The organism is Pseudomonas sp. N40(2020), assembly GCF_014472415.1.
Taxonomy (GTDB): domain Bacteria; phylum Pseudomonadota; class Gammaproteobacteria; order Pseudomonadales; family Pseudomonadaceae; genus Aquipseudomonas.
Genome location: NZ_JACSZV010000008.1, coordinates 1 through 14297, shown reverse-complemented (window position 1 = coordinate 14297; position 14297 = coordinate 1). Strand labels below are relative to the sequence as shown.

General features: G+C 57.5%; 17 protein-coding genes and 1 tRNA gene. 11 read left to right on the top strand and 7 right to left on the bottom strand.

Annotated elements, in window-relative coordinates; translation table 11 throughout:
• The first annotated feature begins 30 nt into the window (after positions 1-30).
• Complete coding sequence (locus IAI51_RS07965) at positions 31-1203, top strand: aspartate aminotransferase family protein (RefSeq protein WP_187677969.1); 1173 nt, start codon at positions 31-33, stop codon at positions 1201-1203.
• An 8-nt stretch (positions 1204-1211) separates the two neighbouring features.
• On the opposite strand, the gene IAI51_RS07960 is transcribed toward IAI51_RS07965, so the two are convergent.
• The 5 genes from IAI51_RS07960 to IAI51_RS07940 form a co-directional block, all read right to left on the bottom strand.
• Complete coding sequence (locus IAI51_RS07960; RefSeq protein WP_187677968.1) at positions 1212-1466, bottom strand: Txe/YoeB family addiction module toxin; 255 nt, start codon at positions 1464-1466, stop codon at positions 1212-1214.
• Positions 1463-1717: a type II toxin-antitoxin system prevent-host-death family antitoxin gene (locus IAI51_RS07955; RefSeq protein WP_187677967.1), complete on the bottom strand. Its 255-nt coding sequence runs from the start codon at positions 1715-1717 to the stop codon at positions 1463-1465. The genes IAI51_RS07960 and IAI51_RS07955 overlap by 4 nt, the downstream gene beginning before the upstream one ends.
• A gap of 231 nt (positions 1718-1948) precedes the next feature.
• Entirely contained in the window at positions 1949-3868 is a 1920-nt protein-coding gene (locus tag IAI51_RS07950) for an alkaline phosphatase D family protein (protein ID WP_187677966.1), read from the bottom strand.
• A gap of 72 nt (positions 3869-3940) precedes the next feature.
• A complete protein-coding gene (locus IAI51_RS07945) occupies positions 3941-4678 on the bottom strand; it encodes a hypothetical protein (protein WP_187677965.1) in 738 nt (245 codons plus the stop codon).
• Between the two features lie 101 nt (positions 4679-4779).
• On the bottom strand, positions 4780-5145 hold the full coding sequence (locus IAI51_RS07940; RefSeq protein ID WP_187677964.1) for a hypothetical protein: 366 nt from the start codon (positions 5143-5145) through the stop codon (positions 4780-4782).
• Positions 5146-5264: 119 nt separating this feature from the next.
• Here IAI51_RS07940 and IAI51_RS07935 point away from each other — a divergent pair, with 119 nt between their 5' ends.
• Both IAI51_RS07935 and IAI51_RS07930 read left to right on the top strand, forming a co-directional pair.
• Positions 5265-6011: a hypothetical protein gene (locus IAI51_RS07935; protein ID WP_187677963.1), complete on the top strand. Its 747-nt coding sequence runs from the start codon at positions 5265-5267 to the stop codon at positions 6009-6011.
• Positions 6012-6056: 45 nt separating this feature from the next.
• Positions 6057-6425 carry a PH domain-containing protein gene (locus IAI51_RS07930; protein WP_187677962.1) on the top strand — a complete coding sequence of 123 codons (369 nt, stop codon included), beginning with the start codon at positions 6057-6059 and terminating at the stop codon, positions 6423-6425.
• 19 nt (positions 6426-6444) lie between these two features.
• Here the strand turns inward: IAI51_RS07930 and IAI51_RS07925 are convergent, their stop codons facing one another.
• Positions 6445-6774: a hypothetical protein gene (locus IAI51_RS07925; protein ID WP_187677961.1), complete on the bottom strand. Its 330-nt coding sequence runs from the start codon at positions 6772-6774 to the stop codon at positions 6445-6447.
• Positions 6775-7002: 228 nt separating this feature from the next.
• On the opposite strand from IAI51_RS07925, the gene IAI51_RS07920 reads away from it, so the two are divergent.
• Together IAI51_RS07920 and IAI51_RS07915 are read left to right on the top strand one after the other, a co-directional pair.
• The gene (locus IAI51_RS07920) at positions 7003-7263 is read left to right on the top strand and encodes a DUF6429 family protein (RefSeq protein ID WP_187677960.1); all 261 of its coding nucleotides are present in this window, start codon (positions 7003-7005) and stop codon (positions 7261-7263) included.
• A gap of 74 nt (positions 7264-7337) precedes the next feature.
• Positions 7338-7694, top strand: a complete 357-nt coding sequence (locus IAI51_RS07915; RefSeq protein ID WP_187677959.1) for a hypothetical protein — start codon at positions 7338-7340, stop codon at positions 7692-7694.
• Between the two features lie 166 nt (positions 7695-7860).
• Here IAI51_RS07915 and IAI51_RS07910 read toward each other — a convergent pair.
• Positions 7861-7945, bottom strand: a tRNA-Leu gene (locus IAI51_RS07910).
• A gap of 108 nt (positions 7946-8053) precedes the next feature.
• Between IAI51_RS07910 and queA the strand changes: the two genes are divergently transcribed.
• The 6 genes from queA to IAI51_RS07880 all read left to right on the top strand — a co-directional run bounded on the left by queA (position 8054) and on the right by IAI51_RS07880 (position 14157).
• Positions 8054-9118: a tRNA preQ1(34) S-adenosylmethionine ribosyltransferase-isomerase QueA gene (gene queA, locus IAI51_RS07905; protein WP_187677958.1), complete on the top strand. Its 1065-nt coding sequence runs from the start codon at positions 8054-8056 to the stop codon at positions 9116-9118.
• A 14-nt stretch (positions 9119-9132) separates the two neighbouring features.
• Entirely contained in the window at positions 9133-10248 is a 1116-nt protein-coding gene (gene tgt / locus IAI51_RS07900; RefSeq protein WP_170947342.1) for a tRNA guanosine(34) transglycosylase Tgt, read from the top strand.
• 43 nt (positions 10249-10291) lie between these two features.
• Positions 10292-10630, top strand: a complete 339-nt coding sequence (gene yajC / locus IAI51_RS07895) for a preprotein translocase subunit YajC (RefSeq protein ID WP_007916913.1) — start codon at positions 10292-10294, stop codon at positions 10628-10630.
• Between the two features lie 64 nt (positions 10631-10694).
• Entirely contained in the window at positions 10695-12563 is a 1869-nt protein-coding gene (gene secD / locus IAI51_RS07890; protein ID WP_187677957.1) for a protein translocase subunit SecD, read from the top strand.
• Positions 12564-12572: 9 nt separating this feature from the next.
• A complete protein-coding gene (secF, locus tag IAI51_RS07885) occupies positions 12573-13487 on the top strand; it encodes a protein translocase subunit SecF (protein ID WP_187677956.1) in 915 nt (304 codons plus the stop codon).
• Between the two features lie 121 nt (positions 13488-13608).
• Entirely contained in the window at positions 13609-14157 is a 549-nt protein-coding gene (locus IAI51_RS07880; RefSeq protein ID WP_187677955.1) for a glycine zipper 2TM domain-containing protein, read from the top strand.
• Positions 14158-14297: the final 140 nt, after the last annotated feature.

The window sequence follows — 14297 nt, the reverse complement described above, 5'->3', positions numbered from 1 at the left end:
GCACACCGACCTTCACTGGAGTTTGAAGTCATGACCGCCGCCCTGATGAACACCTACCAACCGCTGGCCCTGAGTTTCACCAAGGGCCTGGGCACCCGACTGTGGGATCAGGCCGGTCGCGAGTATCTGGATGCGGTTGCCGGGGTCGCGGTAACCAACGTTGGCCACTCGCATCCGCGGATCGTTTCGGCGATCAGCGAGCAGGCGGGATTGCTGCTGCATACCTCCAATCTGTACAGCATCGACTGGCAGCTACAACTGGCAAAACGGCTGACTGCGTTGTCGGGGATGGAGCGGGCGTTCTTCAATAACTCCGGTGCCGAGGCCAACGAAACCGCGCTGAAACTCGCGCGGCTGTATGGGTGGCGCAAAGGTATCGAACAGCCGCTGGTGGTGGTGATGGCCAACGCGTTTCATGGCCGCACACTCGGTACGTTGTCTGCCAGCGACGGCCCGGCAGTACGCCTGGGCTTCAATGAGCTGCCGGGGGATTTTGTCAAAGTGCCATTCGGTGATCTCGCAGCACTGGAGAACATTCAGCGCAAGCACGGTGAGCGGATCGTGGCGATTCTGGTCGAGCCGATTCAAGGTGAAAGCGGCGTGCAACTGGCGCCGCCCAATTACCTCAAAGCCCTGCGTGAACTGTGCAGTCGGCATGCATGGCTGCTGATGCTCGACGAGATCCAGACCGGCATCGGTCGCACCGGCCAGTGGTTTGCGTTTCAGCATGAAGGCATCGTCCCGGACGTGATGACGCTCGCCAAAGGACTCGGCAACGGCGTACCCATCGGCGCTTGCCTGGCGCGGGGTAGGGCGGCAGATCTGTTCACGCCGGGCAGCCATGGCAGCACGTTCGGCGGTAATCCGCTGGCCTGTCGGGTGGGATGCACGGTGCTGGATATCATCGAAGAGCAGGGTTTGCTGGAAAATGCGCGGGTCCAGGGTGAGCGTCTGCTGGCTCGGTTACGCGCAGAACTGGCGGACAACCCCAATGTGCTGGCGATTCGCGGGCAGGGATTGATGATCGGTATCGAGTTGAAACAGCCAATTCGCGATCTCACATTGATCGCTGCGCGGGATCATGGGCTGCTGATCAACGTCACACGCGGCAAGACCATACGGCTGCTGCCGCCGCTGACGATTGATGAGCGGGAGGTGGAGATGATTGTCAGAGGTGTCGGGCGGGCGTTGGGTAGAGACTGAGCGAGTGATCAGTAGTGGTATTTGCAGGTGATGACGCAAATTTCTCCGCCTTCGATCCTATATAACAAACGATGCTCGGCAGTTATTCGTCGTGACCAAAAGCCGCTCAGGTTGTGCTTGAGCGGTTCAGGTTTACCTACTCCTTCGAACGGTTCGCGCTGGATTGCTTTGATCAACAGATTGATACGTTTGAGCCCGGCCTTATCGTTCTGCTGAAACCACAAGTAGTCTTCCCAGCCTATGGGCGTGAACTCGATTCTCATTCTTCGATCAATTGCCTGACTTTGGCTTTTCCAGCGCGCATTTCGCCAATCGATTTGATCAACCGCTCGGCGTTGGCCGGAGAGCGCAGCAGGTAGGCTGTCTCTTCGAGTGCGTTGTACTCAGTCAGAGACATCATTACGACAGGTTCACCTTTTTGACGGGTTACCAGAAGTGGTGCTCGGTCTTCATTGACCCGATCCATCGTCTCTGCCAAGTGTGCACGGGCTGTGGTGTAGTTGATGGTTTGCATGTTGTAGTCCTCGCTGGATGCAAAGAACGTACAGAAATGAGTACATGATGACAAGGTGATACCTACCAGTGGTTGTTTCGCAAATGGGCTTTTTGCGAGCAACTTCAGTATCACTCAAGAATTCTGCAGACGTTTCTGAGAAAGTTGTAATCCCTATCCTCGGTCGCGAACCCTGAATAGCCATCACACTGTCGTCATGTGGCAGCCTCAGTGTAGGAAAAGGGTCGTGCGTCAGTCCGGATAGTCCGTCAAATCCGGCGCCAGCATCCGCGTCTTCGCCGCGCCATTCGAATTGTGCTGAATGATCTCTCGCGGCTGCCCCTGCTCATTGAAAAACACCTGCCCAACCCCCGCCGAGTTCCATAACCGCTCACCCGCTTCGGCGTGTTCCGGCGTGTACGGCACGATGCGCATGCGCCGGCGTTTGGTCAGCCAGTTCAGGGGTGAGCGCGGTGAGTAGAGCCAGCGGTTGAGCCGGTCGAACCATTCCAGCAGCGCCGGCGGAAATTCGTTCTTGATGCCGCTGCTGGTGATCTGCCAGATCCGCGGGCCGGCCTTGCGGTGTCGGATAAGCACTTCGTAGACGAAGGAATAATGCACATCGCCGGACAGCACCACGTAGTTACCTGGCGTACGCGTGTGTCGGAAGATGTTCAGGATCACCTGCGCCGCACCCCGATGGGCCATCCAGTTCTCCGCGTCGACCAGCAGTGGATAACCGAGCCAACTGAAGATCTTCTGCACGGTTTCAATCAGCTTCACGCCAAAGATCGGCGCGGGCGAAACGATGATTGCTGACGGGTGATCAAGCAGGTCCTGCTGCAACTCGCTCAAGGCTTCCCAGTCGAGCAGCCCCGACGGTTGCTTGAGCGCCAACTCGCTGCGCCAGCGTCGAGTACGAGTGTCGAGGACTACCAGCGCGGGACTGGACGGCAGCACAAAATGCCAGTTCTGAAAGCGCAGCAGGTCATCGATCAGATCGTCCTGTACCGGGCTGTCGAGGTAGTGATCATCGCCGCTGGCGATCAGACCTCGGGTTTTCTCCAGTACATCCTTGAAGGCATCCGGGTTGTTGCCCCATCCCTGGCACAGCATATAAGCGATCAGTGCGTTGCCGATGATGCGTTTGGAGAACGGATGGCCGTAGGCCGTTTCCTCCCATTGCGCGGACAGATTCCAGTCATCGGTGATGTCGTGGTCGTCGAAAATCATCAGGCTCGGCAGATGCGCCAGTGCTCGGGCGACGTTGCCCAGGCCAGCCTTGAAGGCGTCGATACGAGTTTGTTCGAGGGTGTAACGCTTGAGGCGTTCGGGCGTGAGCGTTGGCGCTGTCGGATTGATCAGTGTCCACGCGACCGGCGACCACACCAGCAAGTACATCGCCATGACTTCAGCAAACGTTACCAGGTGATTGTCGGCGCTGCTGCTGGTGAAAATCGGCTTACGCGCGCCGCCGAAAAATCGCTCACGCAGAGTCTCGTTGCTCTCCAGCGCCGGTAACAAATCCGCGCGGTGGTAGTAACTGGCCGGGTGTTCGTAAAGCTTGGCGCTGTCGCTGACTACGGCACCTTCGAGGTGTTCGTCGAACAGGCCGAGGCGCTTGATCAAGGCATGAATCGCCCGTAGCGTCGGCCCGGCAACGTCATCGGCGTAGACCTGATCGCCGCTCATCATCAACAGGGCCGGGCGTTGCTGTGAATCGGTTTCGGCGGCCAACAATTGATCGACACAGAGCAAACCGTCCACCGCCGGGTGATGCGGCTTGCGGCAGGAACCGTGGAGCAACTGATCGATGCGCGAGCGCACGACGAAGTTTGGACACGTAGCGCCGCCATACAACAGGTGCGGCGCCCAATCGGCGATACCGTCCTGGTCATCAATCAGCAGGTCGTAGTCGATAAATTCGTCGAGGGGCAGGGCGTTTTCGAGTCTGACATCGATGAGATGAACGAACGCTCGACTGCCCACGGCAATGACTGCGCATTTCTCGGCATCGAGAGGAATGTTTCCTACAGCCTGCAAGCGCATGGTCAGCGACAGCGGGCGTGTAGCAACCAGCCACAGTACCAGGCGTTTGGGCTCCAGCCGTCGGATCAACGGGCCAGCCAGAACAGGTGGCAACGGGGTCAGCTCATCAAGTGTTGGGGACATCCGGGGACAAAGCTCAAGGCGCACAGGCCGGCGATGATAGCGCAGCCGGCGCCTTGAACGCTTAAGTGAGACTTAAGAGTCCGCTTTTTGCAGCTTCAGGCCCAGCAGGCGCCATTCGGCAGGAATCGCATCAACTCTCGGCTGCTCCTGCACGGAGCAATCGAAACGGTATTTCACATCGTCGCCGTTCATGTTGCGCGCGGTGACGGTGTTGCTGAAGGTGTAGACCTGATCCTTGAAGCGATGGCTGACGAGGCCTTTGCTGTCAGCAAAGCGCGCCGAGTTGGGAAAGCGCAACGTGCTGGTCACGAACGGGCTGCACATGACATACGCGATCATCGACTTGTCGGCCTGTGCGTCGCCGCGCAATTTCTTGTTCAGCGCTGCCAGGGCCATGCGACCCTGATAGTCGCTTTGATCCAGCACGGTCTGTAACCCGATTGATTTCGGCGCCCGGTTGGCGTAGTTCGGCAGCAATGCGGAGTCGGCGGGAGAGGGCTTGTCGTCCGGCTCGATGGCAGCAAAAACCGGCGCATCCTTCAGCTCAGCGGCGGGCGTGATTGACTCGGCCTCAGGCAATAGGGAGGTCGGCTCGGCGACCTGCGTGTTTTCAGCCTGCGCCGCCTCGTAGTCATGCGAAGAAGGAAACAGCGATAAAGTGATCGACAGCACCACCATCGCAACAATGAAACCACCCGCAGCGCCAACAATGTTGCCGTAGAAAATATTCCAGCTACCGCGGTTCTTCACCACCCAGCGCCACATGAAACCCCAGGCCGCGACAAACGCCAGAAAACGCAGAAAATCCATTCGATCCTTTCCTTAAACCTTCAAAAACCTGAAAACAGTGCGCAGCAGATGATGAGCCCTGAAGATGGACGGCAAGATATCAAAATCGAAGCGCTGCGCTATCAAGAACCGGGGAAATAATTCACTGCAAGGAACGCCAGCGTGGTAAATCCGGCGGCGAAACCACACAGTGCGCCCAGCAACTGACGTGCGACCGGATGCTCCGGTTGACGGCGATGGGCAACCCACATCCATACACCCGCCAACACCCCGGCGCTGTTCATGATTACCACCAGGCTGCGATCCAGGTTTGACGTCGCCATCGTCGTGCCAATGACCCCACCGTAAATCAGCGTGAATACGATTCCAGTCACCACGGCACTTCCGGCACCGGCAAGGTTGGCAAGTAACAAATTCCACTCACCCCGTTGCTTCACGACCCACGTCCAGGTTCCGGCCATTACCAGCAAGCACAACAAAGCATCCATTGATTCATTCCTGAGTGCGCGATAGCAGAGGCGGTTGGTGCGCCTCCAGCGAAAGTGGACGGCAAGATATCAAAATAGTAGCGTCACGCCACTGCCCTTATCCTCGTAACGGACTACACATGCCTGCAATCACTAAAACCTTGCGCCTGTTTTGTGCACTCACTCTGGGCTTTTCCCTGACCCCGGCATTCGCCGCCTGGCAAGAACACCCGGAAAACAGCTGGAAGTATTACGCCGGCAACTGCCAGCAAGTGCAGGGAAAACTGGCCGACGTGCAGAGCGGTCGAACCAGTGCCTACGAGATGATGGTTGCTCTGGAAAGCAATCTGCGAACCATGAATGAGCACCGCTCGAACCTGACTCCCGATCACGTGGGTTCCGCCGAATTCGCCCAATGCGAAAACGTCGCCGCCCAGGCCGAGGCGATGATCGCCCAAGGCAAAGCCGAGTTCGCCGGCAGAATGGAACGTGGCGTGCAGGAAGGTCGGATCGCCCACCAGAACTCCCCCGAATACCAACGCGCGCGCTCCCTCGGCTTCAGCGACGTCGGTGACATTTCCTTCCTGAAACTGCACGAAGACACCGAAGGCGAAGCACGCCTGAAAACCATGCTGATCACCGTCGACGAAGTCTGCGGCCAATACTTCCGCGCGACGCAGTATGTGAAGCCGTATGTGATTTATACGGTCAGGCCTTCGGATGGCGGTTGTGGGGAGGTAAAGCGCGTGGCGATCATGGGTGGCCGAGCGGTGGAGAAGGGTGACTACATCGATGAAAGAGGCGAGTTTCAGTATCTGGCATGGAAGAATATTGTCGGTGCGGATGGGTTTCCGACGGATATTCGGGTGCTGAAAGCCCGACGTTAAGTTGCGTCAACACTTGGATGTTTTCTTGAATAAAGGGATAAACAGATGATCGACTTCAACAACAAAGGCTTCTTCAAACTCAAGCAGAACAATGAATACGCCGAGCGCGTCACCGCCCTGTTGCTGGACGGGGAGGAAGTGATCGACTCCTACAAGGCCATGCGCGACGGCGTGGTGTTTACCAACAAACGCATCATCGCCGTCAACGTCCAGGGGATTACCGGCAGCAAGAAGGATTTCACTTCGCTGCCGTACAAAAACATCGTCGCGTACTCCGTGGAGACATCAGGGACGTTCGATCTGGATTCGGAGCTGGAGATTTACTTTTCGTCGCTGGGGAAGGTGAAATTCGAATTCACCGGGAAGACTTCGATGGTCGAGATTTCGAAGTACATCTCAAAGCATCTGTTGTAAGAACGCTCGGGGCGGTCAGTCACAGAATGTCTTTCAAGTAACCCTTGAGCGCGAGGAGCGGCTGATCAAGCTGCTCCAGCGACTGCGCCTGGCTGAAATCGGCTGACAGCTTGTGCAGCTCGCGCCCCAGCGGTTTCTCGACACCGCCCAATGCATTCATCGCCAAACCCAGGCACTCATTCATCTTGAATTGAATGGTCTGCACATCCCCACGGCGCACCAGCAGCTCGAACACGTCTTTCTGATAATCACCCATGACCATGTCGTCCCGCAAAATCGGGCTCAGGCCTTCTTCCTCGTAAGCGAGTTTGAGGGAGAAGAGGGCGACTGTTTCCAGTGACGTTTCCATGGTGTGCCTTGAGCGATGTCCTTCAGAGAAAGATGGCGGGCTGTTTTCAGATGGACGTGATTATACGGAGAGGGATCAACAAGTGCAGCCCGGGGTGAGATTGGTCACGCTGAAACAGATCAGTAACCTTTACTGGATCGAACGCCATTTCCCTCCGGAGATCGGCGAGTATTATGGTGAGCCCTGACAACTCGACGTTAACTCTTGGATACAAGCGGAGCGACGACCATGGAATACGACGACAAACTGATGGAAGAAGCTGTGCTTGCCCTGTTGGCAGCGCTCAGTTCCGACGACGGCAATGCCTGGAAAGGGTTCGACTTCGAAATCATGAATCGATTGCATGAACAAGGATTCATCAGCAACCCGGTGAACAGGAACAAGTCGATCTGGTTGACGGCGGAGGGCATGGAGCGAGGTCGGCAGATAGCTGAGCGGTTGTTTGGAAGGCGTGCTCAAGCTGAGCCTGCCTCCAACTCCGACACCTGAGTCACTGCTACGCCGACTGTAGCGAGAGGACTGGTCGCGGACTCGCTAGATGAGGAGCAGGAGGAATTTTCGCATTGGGACATTTTCTGACTGAACCACAACTGACAAACGTCAGAGCCGCACTGTCCGAGCCTTTCAACCATTTTCCAACTGATTACGACTACGTCGCACGTCAGCTCAAAGGCGTCGATCCAACGGTGCTTTACGAGATTTTTTATACAGAAGTCGCGCCAGTGTGCTTTACGAATATTGCAGCGGTTTTACCCACTGTCTGGACGGGTTTTGACCCTGACTGGCTAAGGGCAGAGATCGAGGAAAGGCTCGCGGCGCGGCAGCGTAACTGGTTACGCAGGCAGTTCGACAAGTTGCTGGTCCGTTGGCTGAAATATAACTACGACTACATGTGGGAAGAAATCGCCAGCAGGCTTTGAACTTGTGATTAGGGTTTTAGAAATCTTCGCTTTTAGTGATCAACACTTTCGTCCGGTTTCAACGCACGGCCAGTCTGATCGTAGGTGAGCTGGTGGCAAATGAGTGAAGGGGGGCTTTATTGCAGACGAAAAAAAAGGCCTTGCTAAGCAAGACCTTTCTTAATTTTGGTGCCCCGAGGGAGACTCGAACTCCCACTCCTTTCGAAAACGGATTTTGAATCCGCCGCGTCTACCAATTCCGCCATCAGGGCTCAATGGCGGCGAAGTATAGAGATGAGATTACCGTTGGTCAATCACGTTTCATGGTCAATTTTCGATATTTCCGCTAGACTTTCCGGCCCTGCTAGACGAACCCCATCATGCGCGTTGCTGACTTTACCTTCGAACTCCCTGATTCGCTGATCGCTCGCCACCCTTTGGCCGAGCGTCGCGGCAGTCGCCTGTTGACCCTGGATGGGGTGAGCGGCGCCTTGGCACACCGTCAATTCACTGATTTGCTTGAGCATTTGCGCCCGGGCGATTTGATGGTGTTCAACAATACCCGGGTGATTCCGGCGCGGCTGTTTGGACAAAAAGCGTCCGGCGGCAAGCTGGAAATCCTCATCGAGCGGGTGCTCGATACGCATCGCGTGCTGGCCCATGTGCGCTCCAGCAAGTCGCCGAAGCCGGGTTCGAAGATTCTCATCGACGGCGGTGGCGAAGCCGAGATGCTTGCGCGTCACGACGCGTTGTTCGAACTGTGCTTCGCTGAAGAAGTGTTGCCGCTGCTTGATCGCGTCGGGCACATGCCGCTGCCTCCTTATATAGACCGCCCGGATGAAGGCTCGGATCGCGAGCGTTATCAGACCGTGTACGCCGAGCGCCTGGGCGCGGTGGCAGCGCCGACGGCGGGGCTGCATTTCGATCAGTCGCTGATGGAGGCGATTGCGGCCAAGGGCGTAGAGACCGCATTCGTCACGCTGCACGTGGGCGCGGGTACTTTCCAGCCGGTGCGCGTCGAGAAGCTTGAAGATCACCACATGCACACTGAGTGGCTGGAAGTCGGCCAGGACGTGGTCGATGCGGTCGCTGCGTGCCGTGCGCGCGGCGGTCGAGTGATTGCCGTTGGCACCACCAGCGTGCGTTCGCTGGAAAGCGCCGCGCGCGATGGCGTGCTCAAGCCGTTCAGTGGCGATACCGACATCTTTATCTACCCGGGCCGGCCGTTCCATGTGGTTGATGCCCTGGTCACCAATTTCCATTTGCCGGAATCCACGCTGTTGATGCTGGTTTCGGCATTCGCCGGTTATCCCGAAACCATGGCCGCCTACAAGGCCGCCGTCGACAACGGTTACCGCTTTTTCAGCTACGGTGATGCCATGTTCATCACCCGTAATCCCGCACCTACTGCCCCTAAACAAACAGGCCCAGAGGAAACAGAATGAGTCGCGAATGTCGCATGTCCTTTGAGCTCCTGGCCACCGATGGCAAGGCCCGTCGTGGTCGTCTGACCTTTCCGCGTGGCACCGTTGAGACCCCGGCTTTCATGCCGGTCGGTACTTACGGCACGGTCAAGGGCATGTTGCCGCGTGACATCGTCGCCACTGGCGCAGAAATCATTCTGGGCAACACCTTCCACCTGTGGCTGCGTCCTGGCACCGAGGTGATCAAGGCGCACGGCGACCTGCACGATTTCATGCAGTGGAAAGGCCCGATCCTGACCGACTCCGGCGGCTTCCAGGTGTTCAGCCTGGGCGCGATGCGCAAGATCAAGGAAGAAGGCGTGACCTTCGCCTCTCCGGTCGATGGCTCGAAAGTGTTCATGGGCCCGGAAGAGTCGATGCAGGTTCAGCGCGATCTGGGTTCCGACATCGTGATGATCTTCGACGAATGTACGCCGTACCCGGCTGACGAAGACGTCGCCCGTGTGTCGATGGAGTTGTCGTTGCGCTGGGCTCAGCGTTCGAAAAACGCCCACGGTGAAAACACCGCGGCGCTGTTCGGTATCGTTCAGGGCGGCATGCACCAGGATCTGCGCATGCGCTCGCTGGAAGGTCTGGACAAGATCGGCTTTGACGGTCTGGCCATCGGTGGTTTGTCGGTGGGCGAACCGAAGCACGAGATGATCAAGGTGCTGGATTATCTGCCGGGCATGATGCCGGCTGACAAACCTCGTTACCTTATGGGCGTTGGCAAACCCGAAGATCTGGTTGAGGGTGTGCGCCGCGGTGTGGACATGTTCGATTGCGTGATGCCAACCCGTAATGCCCGCAATGGGCATCTGTTCATTGATACAGGCGTGCTGAAGATCCGTAACGCGTTCCATCGCCATGATGATTCGCCGCTGGATCCGACCTGCGATTGCTATACCTGCCAGAACTTCTCCCGCGCTTATCTGCATCACCTGGACAAGTGCGGCGAAATGCTGGGAAGCATGCTCAATACCATCCATAACTTGCGCCATTATCAGGTGCTGATGGCTGGTTTGCGCGAGGCTATTCAACAGGGTACATTGGCCGCCTTTGTCGATGCCTTCTACGCCAAACGCGGGCTCCCCGTTCCGCCTTTGGACTGAGTTTTCTGACCCCAAGATTCAACATTTGCAACTGGAGTGCTAAATGAGCTTTTTTATCTCTAATGCCATGGCTGACGCAGCTGCACCGGCTGCTGCCGGCCCAATGGGCGGCGGCTTCGAGTGGATTTTCCTGGTCGGCTTCCTGGTCATCTTTTACCTGATGATCTGGCGTCCACAGGCCAAGCGCGCCAAAGAGCAGAAGAACCTGCTGAGCAGCCTGCAAAAGGGCGACGAAGTGGTCACCACCGGCGGCATCGCCGGCAAGATCACCAAAGTGGCCGATGACTTCGTGGTTCTGGAAGTTTCCGACACCGTGGAAATGAAGTTCCAGAAAGGCGCCATCGCCGCCACGCTGCCAAAAGGCACGCTGAAAGCGATCTAAGGTTCCAACTTCTACTCAATCGACGGGGCGCGCAAGGCGCCCCGCGTTCATAACGGGCGGCGTGATGCTGAACAAATACCCTCTGTGGAAATACATTCTGATCCTGGCGGTGCTGGCGATCGGTCTGATTTATTCCGCTCCCAATCTATACCCCGATGACCCGGCCATTCAGATCAGTGGCGCCAGCACGGCACTGCAGGTCAATCAGGCCGATCTGGATCGCGTAAGCACCGCGCTCAAAGAGTCCGGGATCAACGTCAAGGCTGCCACGCTGGCGGACAACGGCAAGGGCGGTCTGATCCGTCTGGCCAAAGCTGAAGACCAGCTGCCGGCAAAAGACGTTGTGCGCAAGGCATTGGGTGATGACTACGTCGTCGCGCTGAACCTGGCACAGACCACCCCGCAATGGCTACGCAATCTGGGCGCGCACCCGATGAAGCTGGGCCTGGACTTGTCCGGTGGTGTGCACTTCCTGCTGGAAGTGGACATGGATAAAGCCCTCGATGCACGCCTGAAAGTCTACGAAGGCGACGTCAAGAGCCTGCTGCGTAAAGAGAAGCTGCGCTATCGCAGTCTGCCGCAACTGGGCGGTGCCATTCAGTTGGGCTTCAGCGATGAAGATTCCCGCGAACAGGCCCGTGCGCTGATCCGCAAGAACTTCAACGATTTCGACATTGTTCCGGCCGACCTCAACGGTCAACCGGTGCTGCGTCTGGCGATGACCCCGGCCAAGCTGGCGGAAATCCGTGAATACTCCATCAAGCAGAACTTGACCACGGTACGTAACCGCGTCAACGAGCTGGGTGTTGCCGAACCGATCGTTCAGCGTCAGGGCGCCAACCGCATCGTGGTTGAGCTGCCAGGCGTGCAGGACACTGCCGAAGCCAAGCGTATTCTGGGCAAGACGGCCAACCTTGAGTTCCGTCTGGCTGCAGAGCCGGGTGCTTCGAAAGCCACTTCCGAGAGCTTTGAATTCCGTGAGGGCAACCGTCCACCTGCGCAGATCGAGCGTGGCCTGATCATCACCGGTGACCAGGTGACTGACGCCAAGGCCGGTTTCGGCGAGCACGGCACACCTGAAGTGAACATCCGTCTGGATGGTCACGGTGGTGAGTTGATGAGCCGCGCGACTCGTTCGAACGTCGGTCGCAGCATGGCAGTGATCTTCATCGAGCAGCGTCCGGTCACCACTTACACCAAGCAAATGGTTAATGGCGTCGAGAAAGACGTCGCGGTGCAGACGTTCAAGGAAGAGAAGAAGATCATCAGCCTGGCGACCATCCAGTCGCCGCTGGGTGCTCAGTTCCGCATCACTGGTCTGAACGGTCAGGGCGAATCGTCCGAGCTGGCGCTGCTGTTGCGTGCCGGTGGTCTGGCAGCGCCGATGTACTTCGCTGAAGAGCGCACAATCGGTCCGAGCCTGGGTGCTGACAACATCACCAAAGGTATCGATGCATCGCTGTGGGGCATGCTGTTCGTGTCGCTGTTCATCATCGCCATCTACCGCTTCTTTGGCATCATCGCCACTGTCGCTCTGTCGGTGAACATGGTGTTGCTGCTGGCGCTGATGTCGCTGCTGGGTGCAACGCTGACCCTGCCGGGTATCGCCGGTATCGTGTTGACCATGGGTATGGCGGTTGACGCCAACGTACTGATCTTCTCGCGGATCCGCGAAGAGATCGCCGCCGGCATGACCGTGCAGCGCGCAATCAACGAAGGCTTCGGCCGGGCATTCACTGCGATTCTCGACGCCAACCTGACAACTCTGTTGGTTGGCGGGATTCTCTTTGCGATGGGCACCGGCCCGGTCAAAGGCTTCGCAGTGACCATGTCCCTCGGGATCTTTACCTCGATGTTCACGGCCATCATGGTGACCCGCGCAATGGTCAACCTGATCTTCGGCGGACGTGACTTCAAGAAGTTGTGGATTTAAGGGGCTGCCATGTTACGTACAATCAACTTCATGGGCGTTCGCAACTTCGCGTTCGGCGTCACAGTATTCCTCACCCTGCTGGCTATGTTCAGTGTCTTCACCAAGGGCATGAACTGGGGGCTGGACTTCACCGGCGGTACGCTCATCGAGCTGACCTACGAGCGTCCGGCCGATGTCACCAAGGTGCGCGAGCAACTGGTGACTTCGGGGTATCACGAAGCCGTCGTGCAGAGCTTCGGTGCGACTACCGATCTGCTGGTGCGGATGCCGGGTGAAGACCCGCAGTTGGGCCATCAGGTAGCGGAAGCGCTGCTGAAGGTCGGCGGCGACAATCCGGCAACGGTCAAGCGTGTCGAGTTCGTCGGCCCGCAGGTCGGTGAAGAGCTGCGCGACCAGGGCGGCCTCGGCATGCTGCTGGCGCTCGGCGGCATCCTGATCTACCTGGCTTTCCGCTTTCAGTGGAAGTTCGCGGTCGGCGCCATTGTTTCGCTGATCCACGACGTGATCGTGACCATCGGCATCCTGTCGTATTTCCAGATCACTTTCGATCTGACGGTACTGGCGGCGGTGCTGGCGATCATCGGTTACTCACTGAACGACACCATCGTGGTATTCGACCGGGTTCGCGAGAACTTCCGCGTGCTGCGCAAGGCGACGCTGATCGAGAACATCAACATCTCGACCACTCAGACCCTGCTGCGCACCATGGCGACGTCGATCTCCACCTTGCTGGCGATCGCGGCACTGCTGTTCTTCGGTGGCGACAACCTGTTCGGCTTCTCCATCGCCCTGTTTATCGGTGTTCTGGCGGGTACTTACTCGTCGATCTACATCGCTAACGTGGTGCTGATCTGGCTGAACCTGACCACTGAGGATCTGATTCCTCCGGTCAACACCGAGAAGGAAGTCGACGACCGTCCATAACGGCCATCGTTTTCCCCCGCTGTCAGCCGAAAAAGGCGCGAGTTGAACTCGCGCCTTTTTTTATGCTCCAAGGCTGGGAGAAGCGCGGGCGCGTCCCGCATGTGATGGTCAGGAGGTTCATGTGAACAAGTCGTTGCTGGTTGGTGCGGTATTGGGTGCTGTCGGTGTGACTGCCGGGGGTGCTGTTGCCACCTACAGCCTGGTTAAAAGCGGCCCTGAGTATGCGCAAGTACTGGCTGTTGAACCGGTCAAAACACAGATCAAGACTCCACGTGAAGTGTGCAAGGATGTAGCCGTGACCCGCCAGGCGCCGGTCAAGGATCAACACCAGATCCTCGGTACCGCGATTGGCGCGGTAGCGGGTGGTTTGCTGGGTAATCAGGTCGGCGGCGGTACTGGCAAGAAGATCGCCACCGTGGCCGGTGCGGTTGGTGGCGGTTATGCCGGTAACAAGGTGCAGGAAGGTATGCAGAATCGCGATACCTACACCACCACGCAGACTCGCTGTAACACGGTGAATGACATCAGTGACAAAGTTGTCGGTTACGACGTGCGTTATTCGCTGGATGGCAAGGAAGGCAAGGTGCGGATGGATCGTGATCCGGGCAACCAGATTCCGGTCGACAAGGAAGGCAAGCTGGTTCTGTCGCAGAATGAGCCTGCTCAGTAATCGTCCGAGCGTTTAAAAAGAAGCACCCTGCGGGGTGCTTTTTTGTGCCCTGCAGTTAAACCAGTCCCCAATGTAGGAGCTGCCGAAGGCTGCGATCTTTTGATCCTGTTCTAAAAAAACAAAGCCAAAAGATCGCAGCC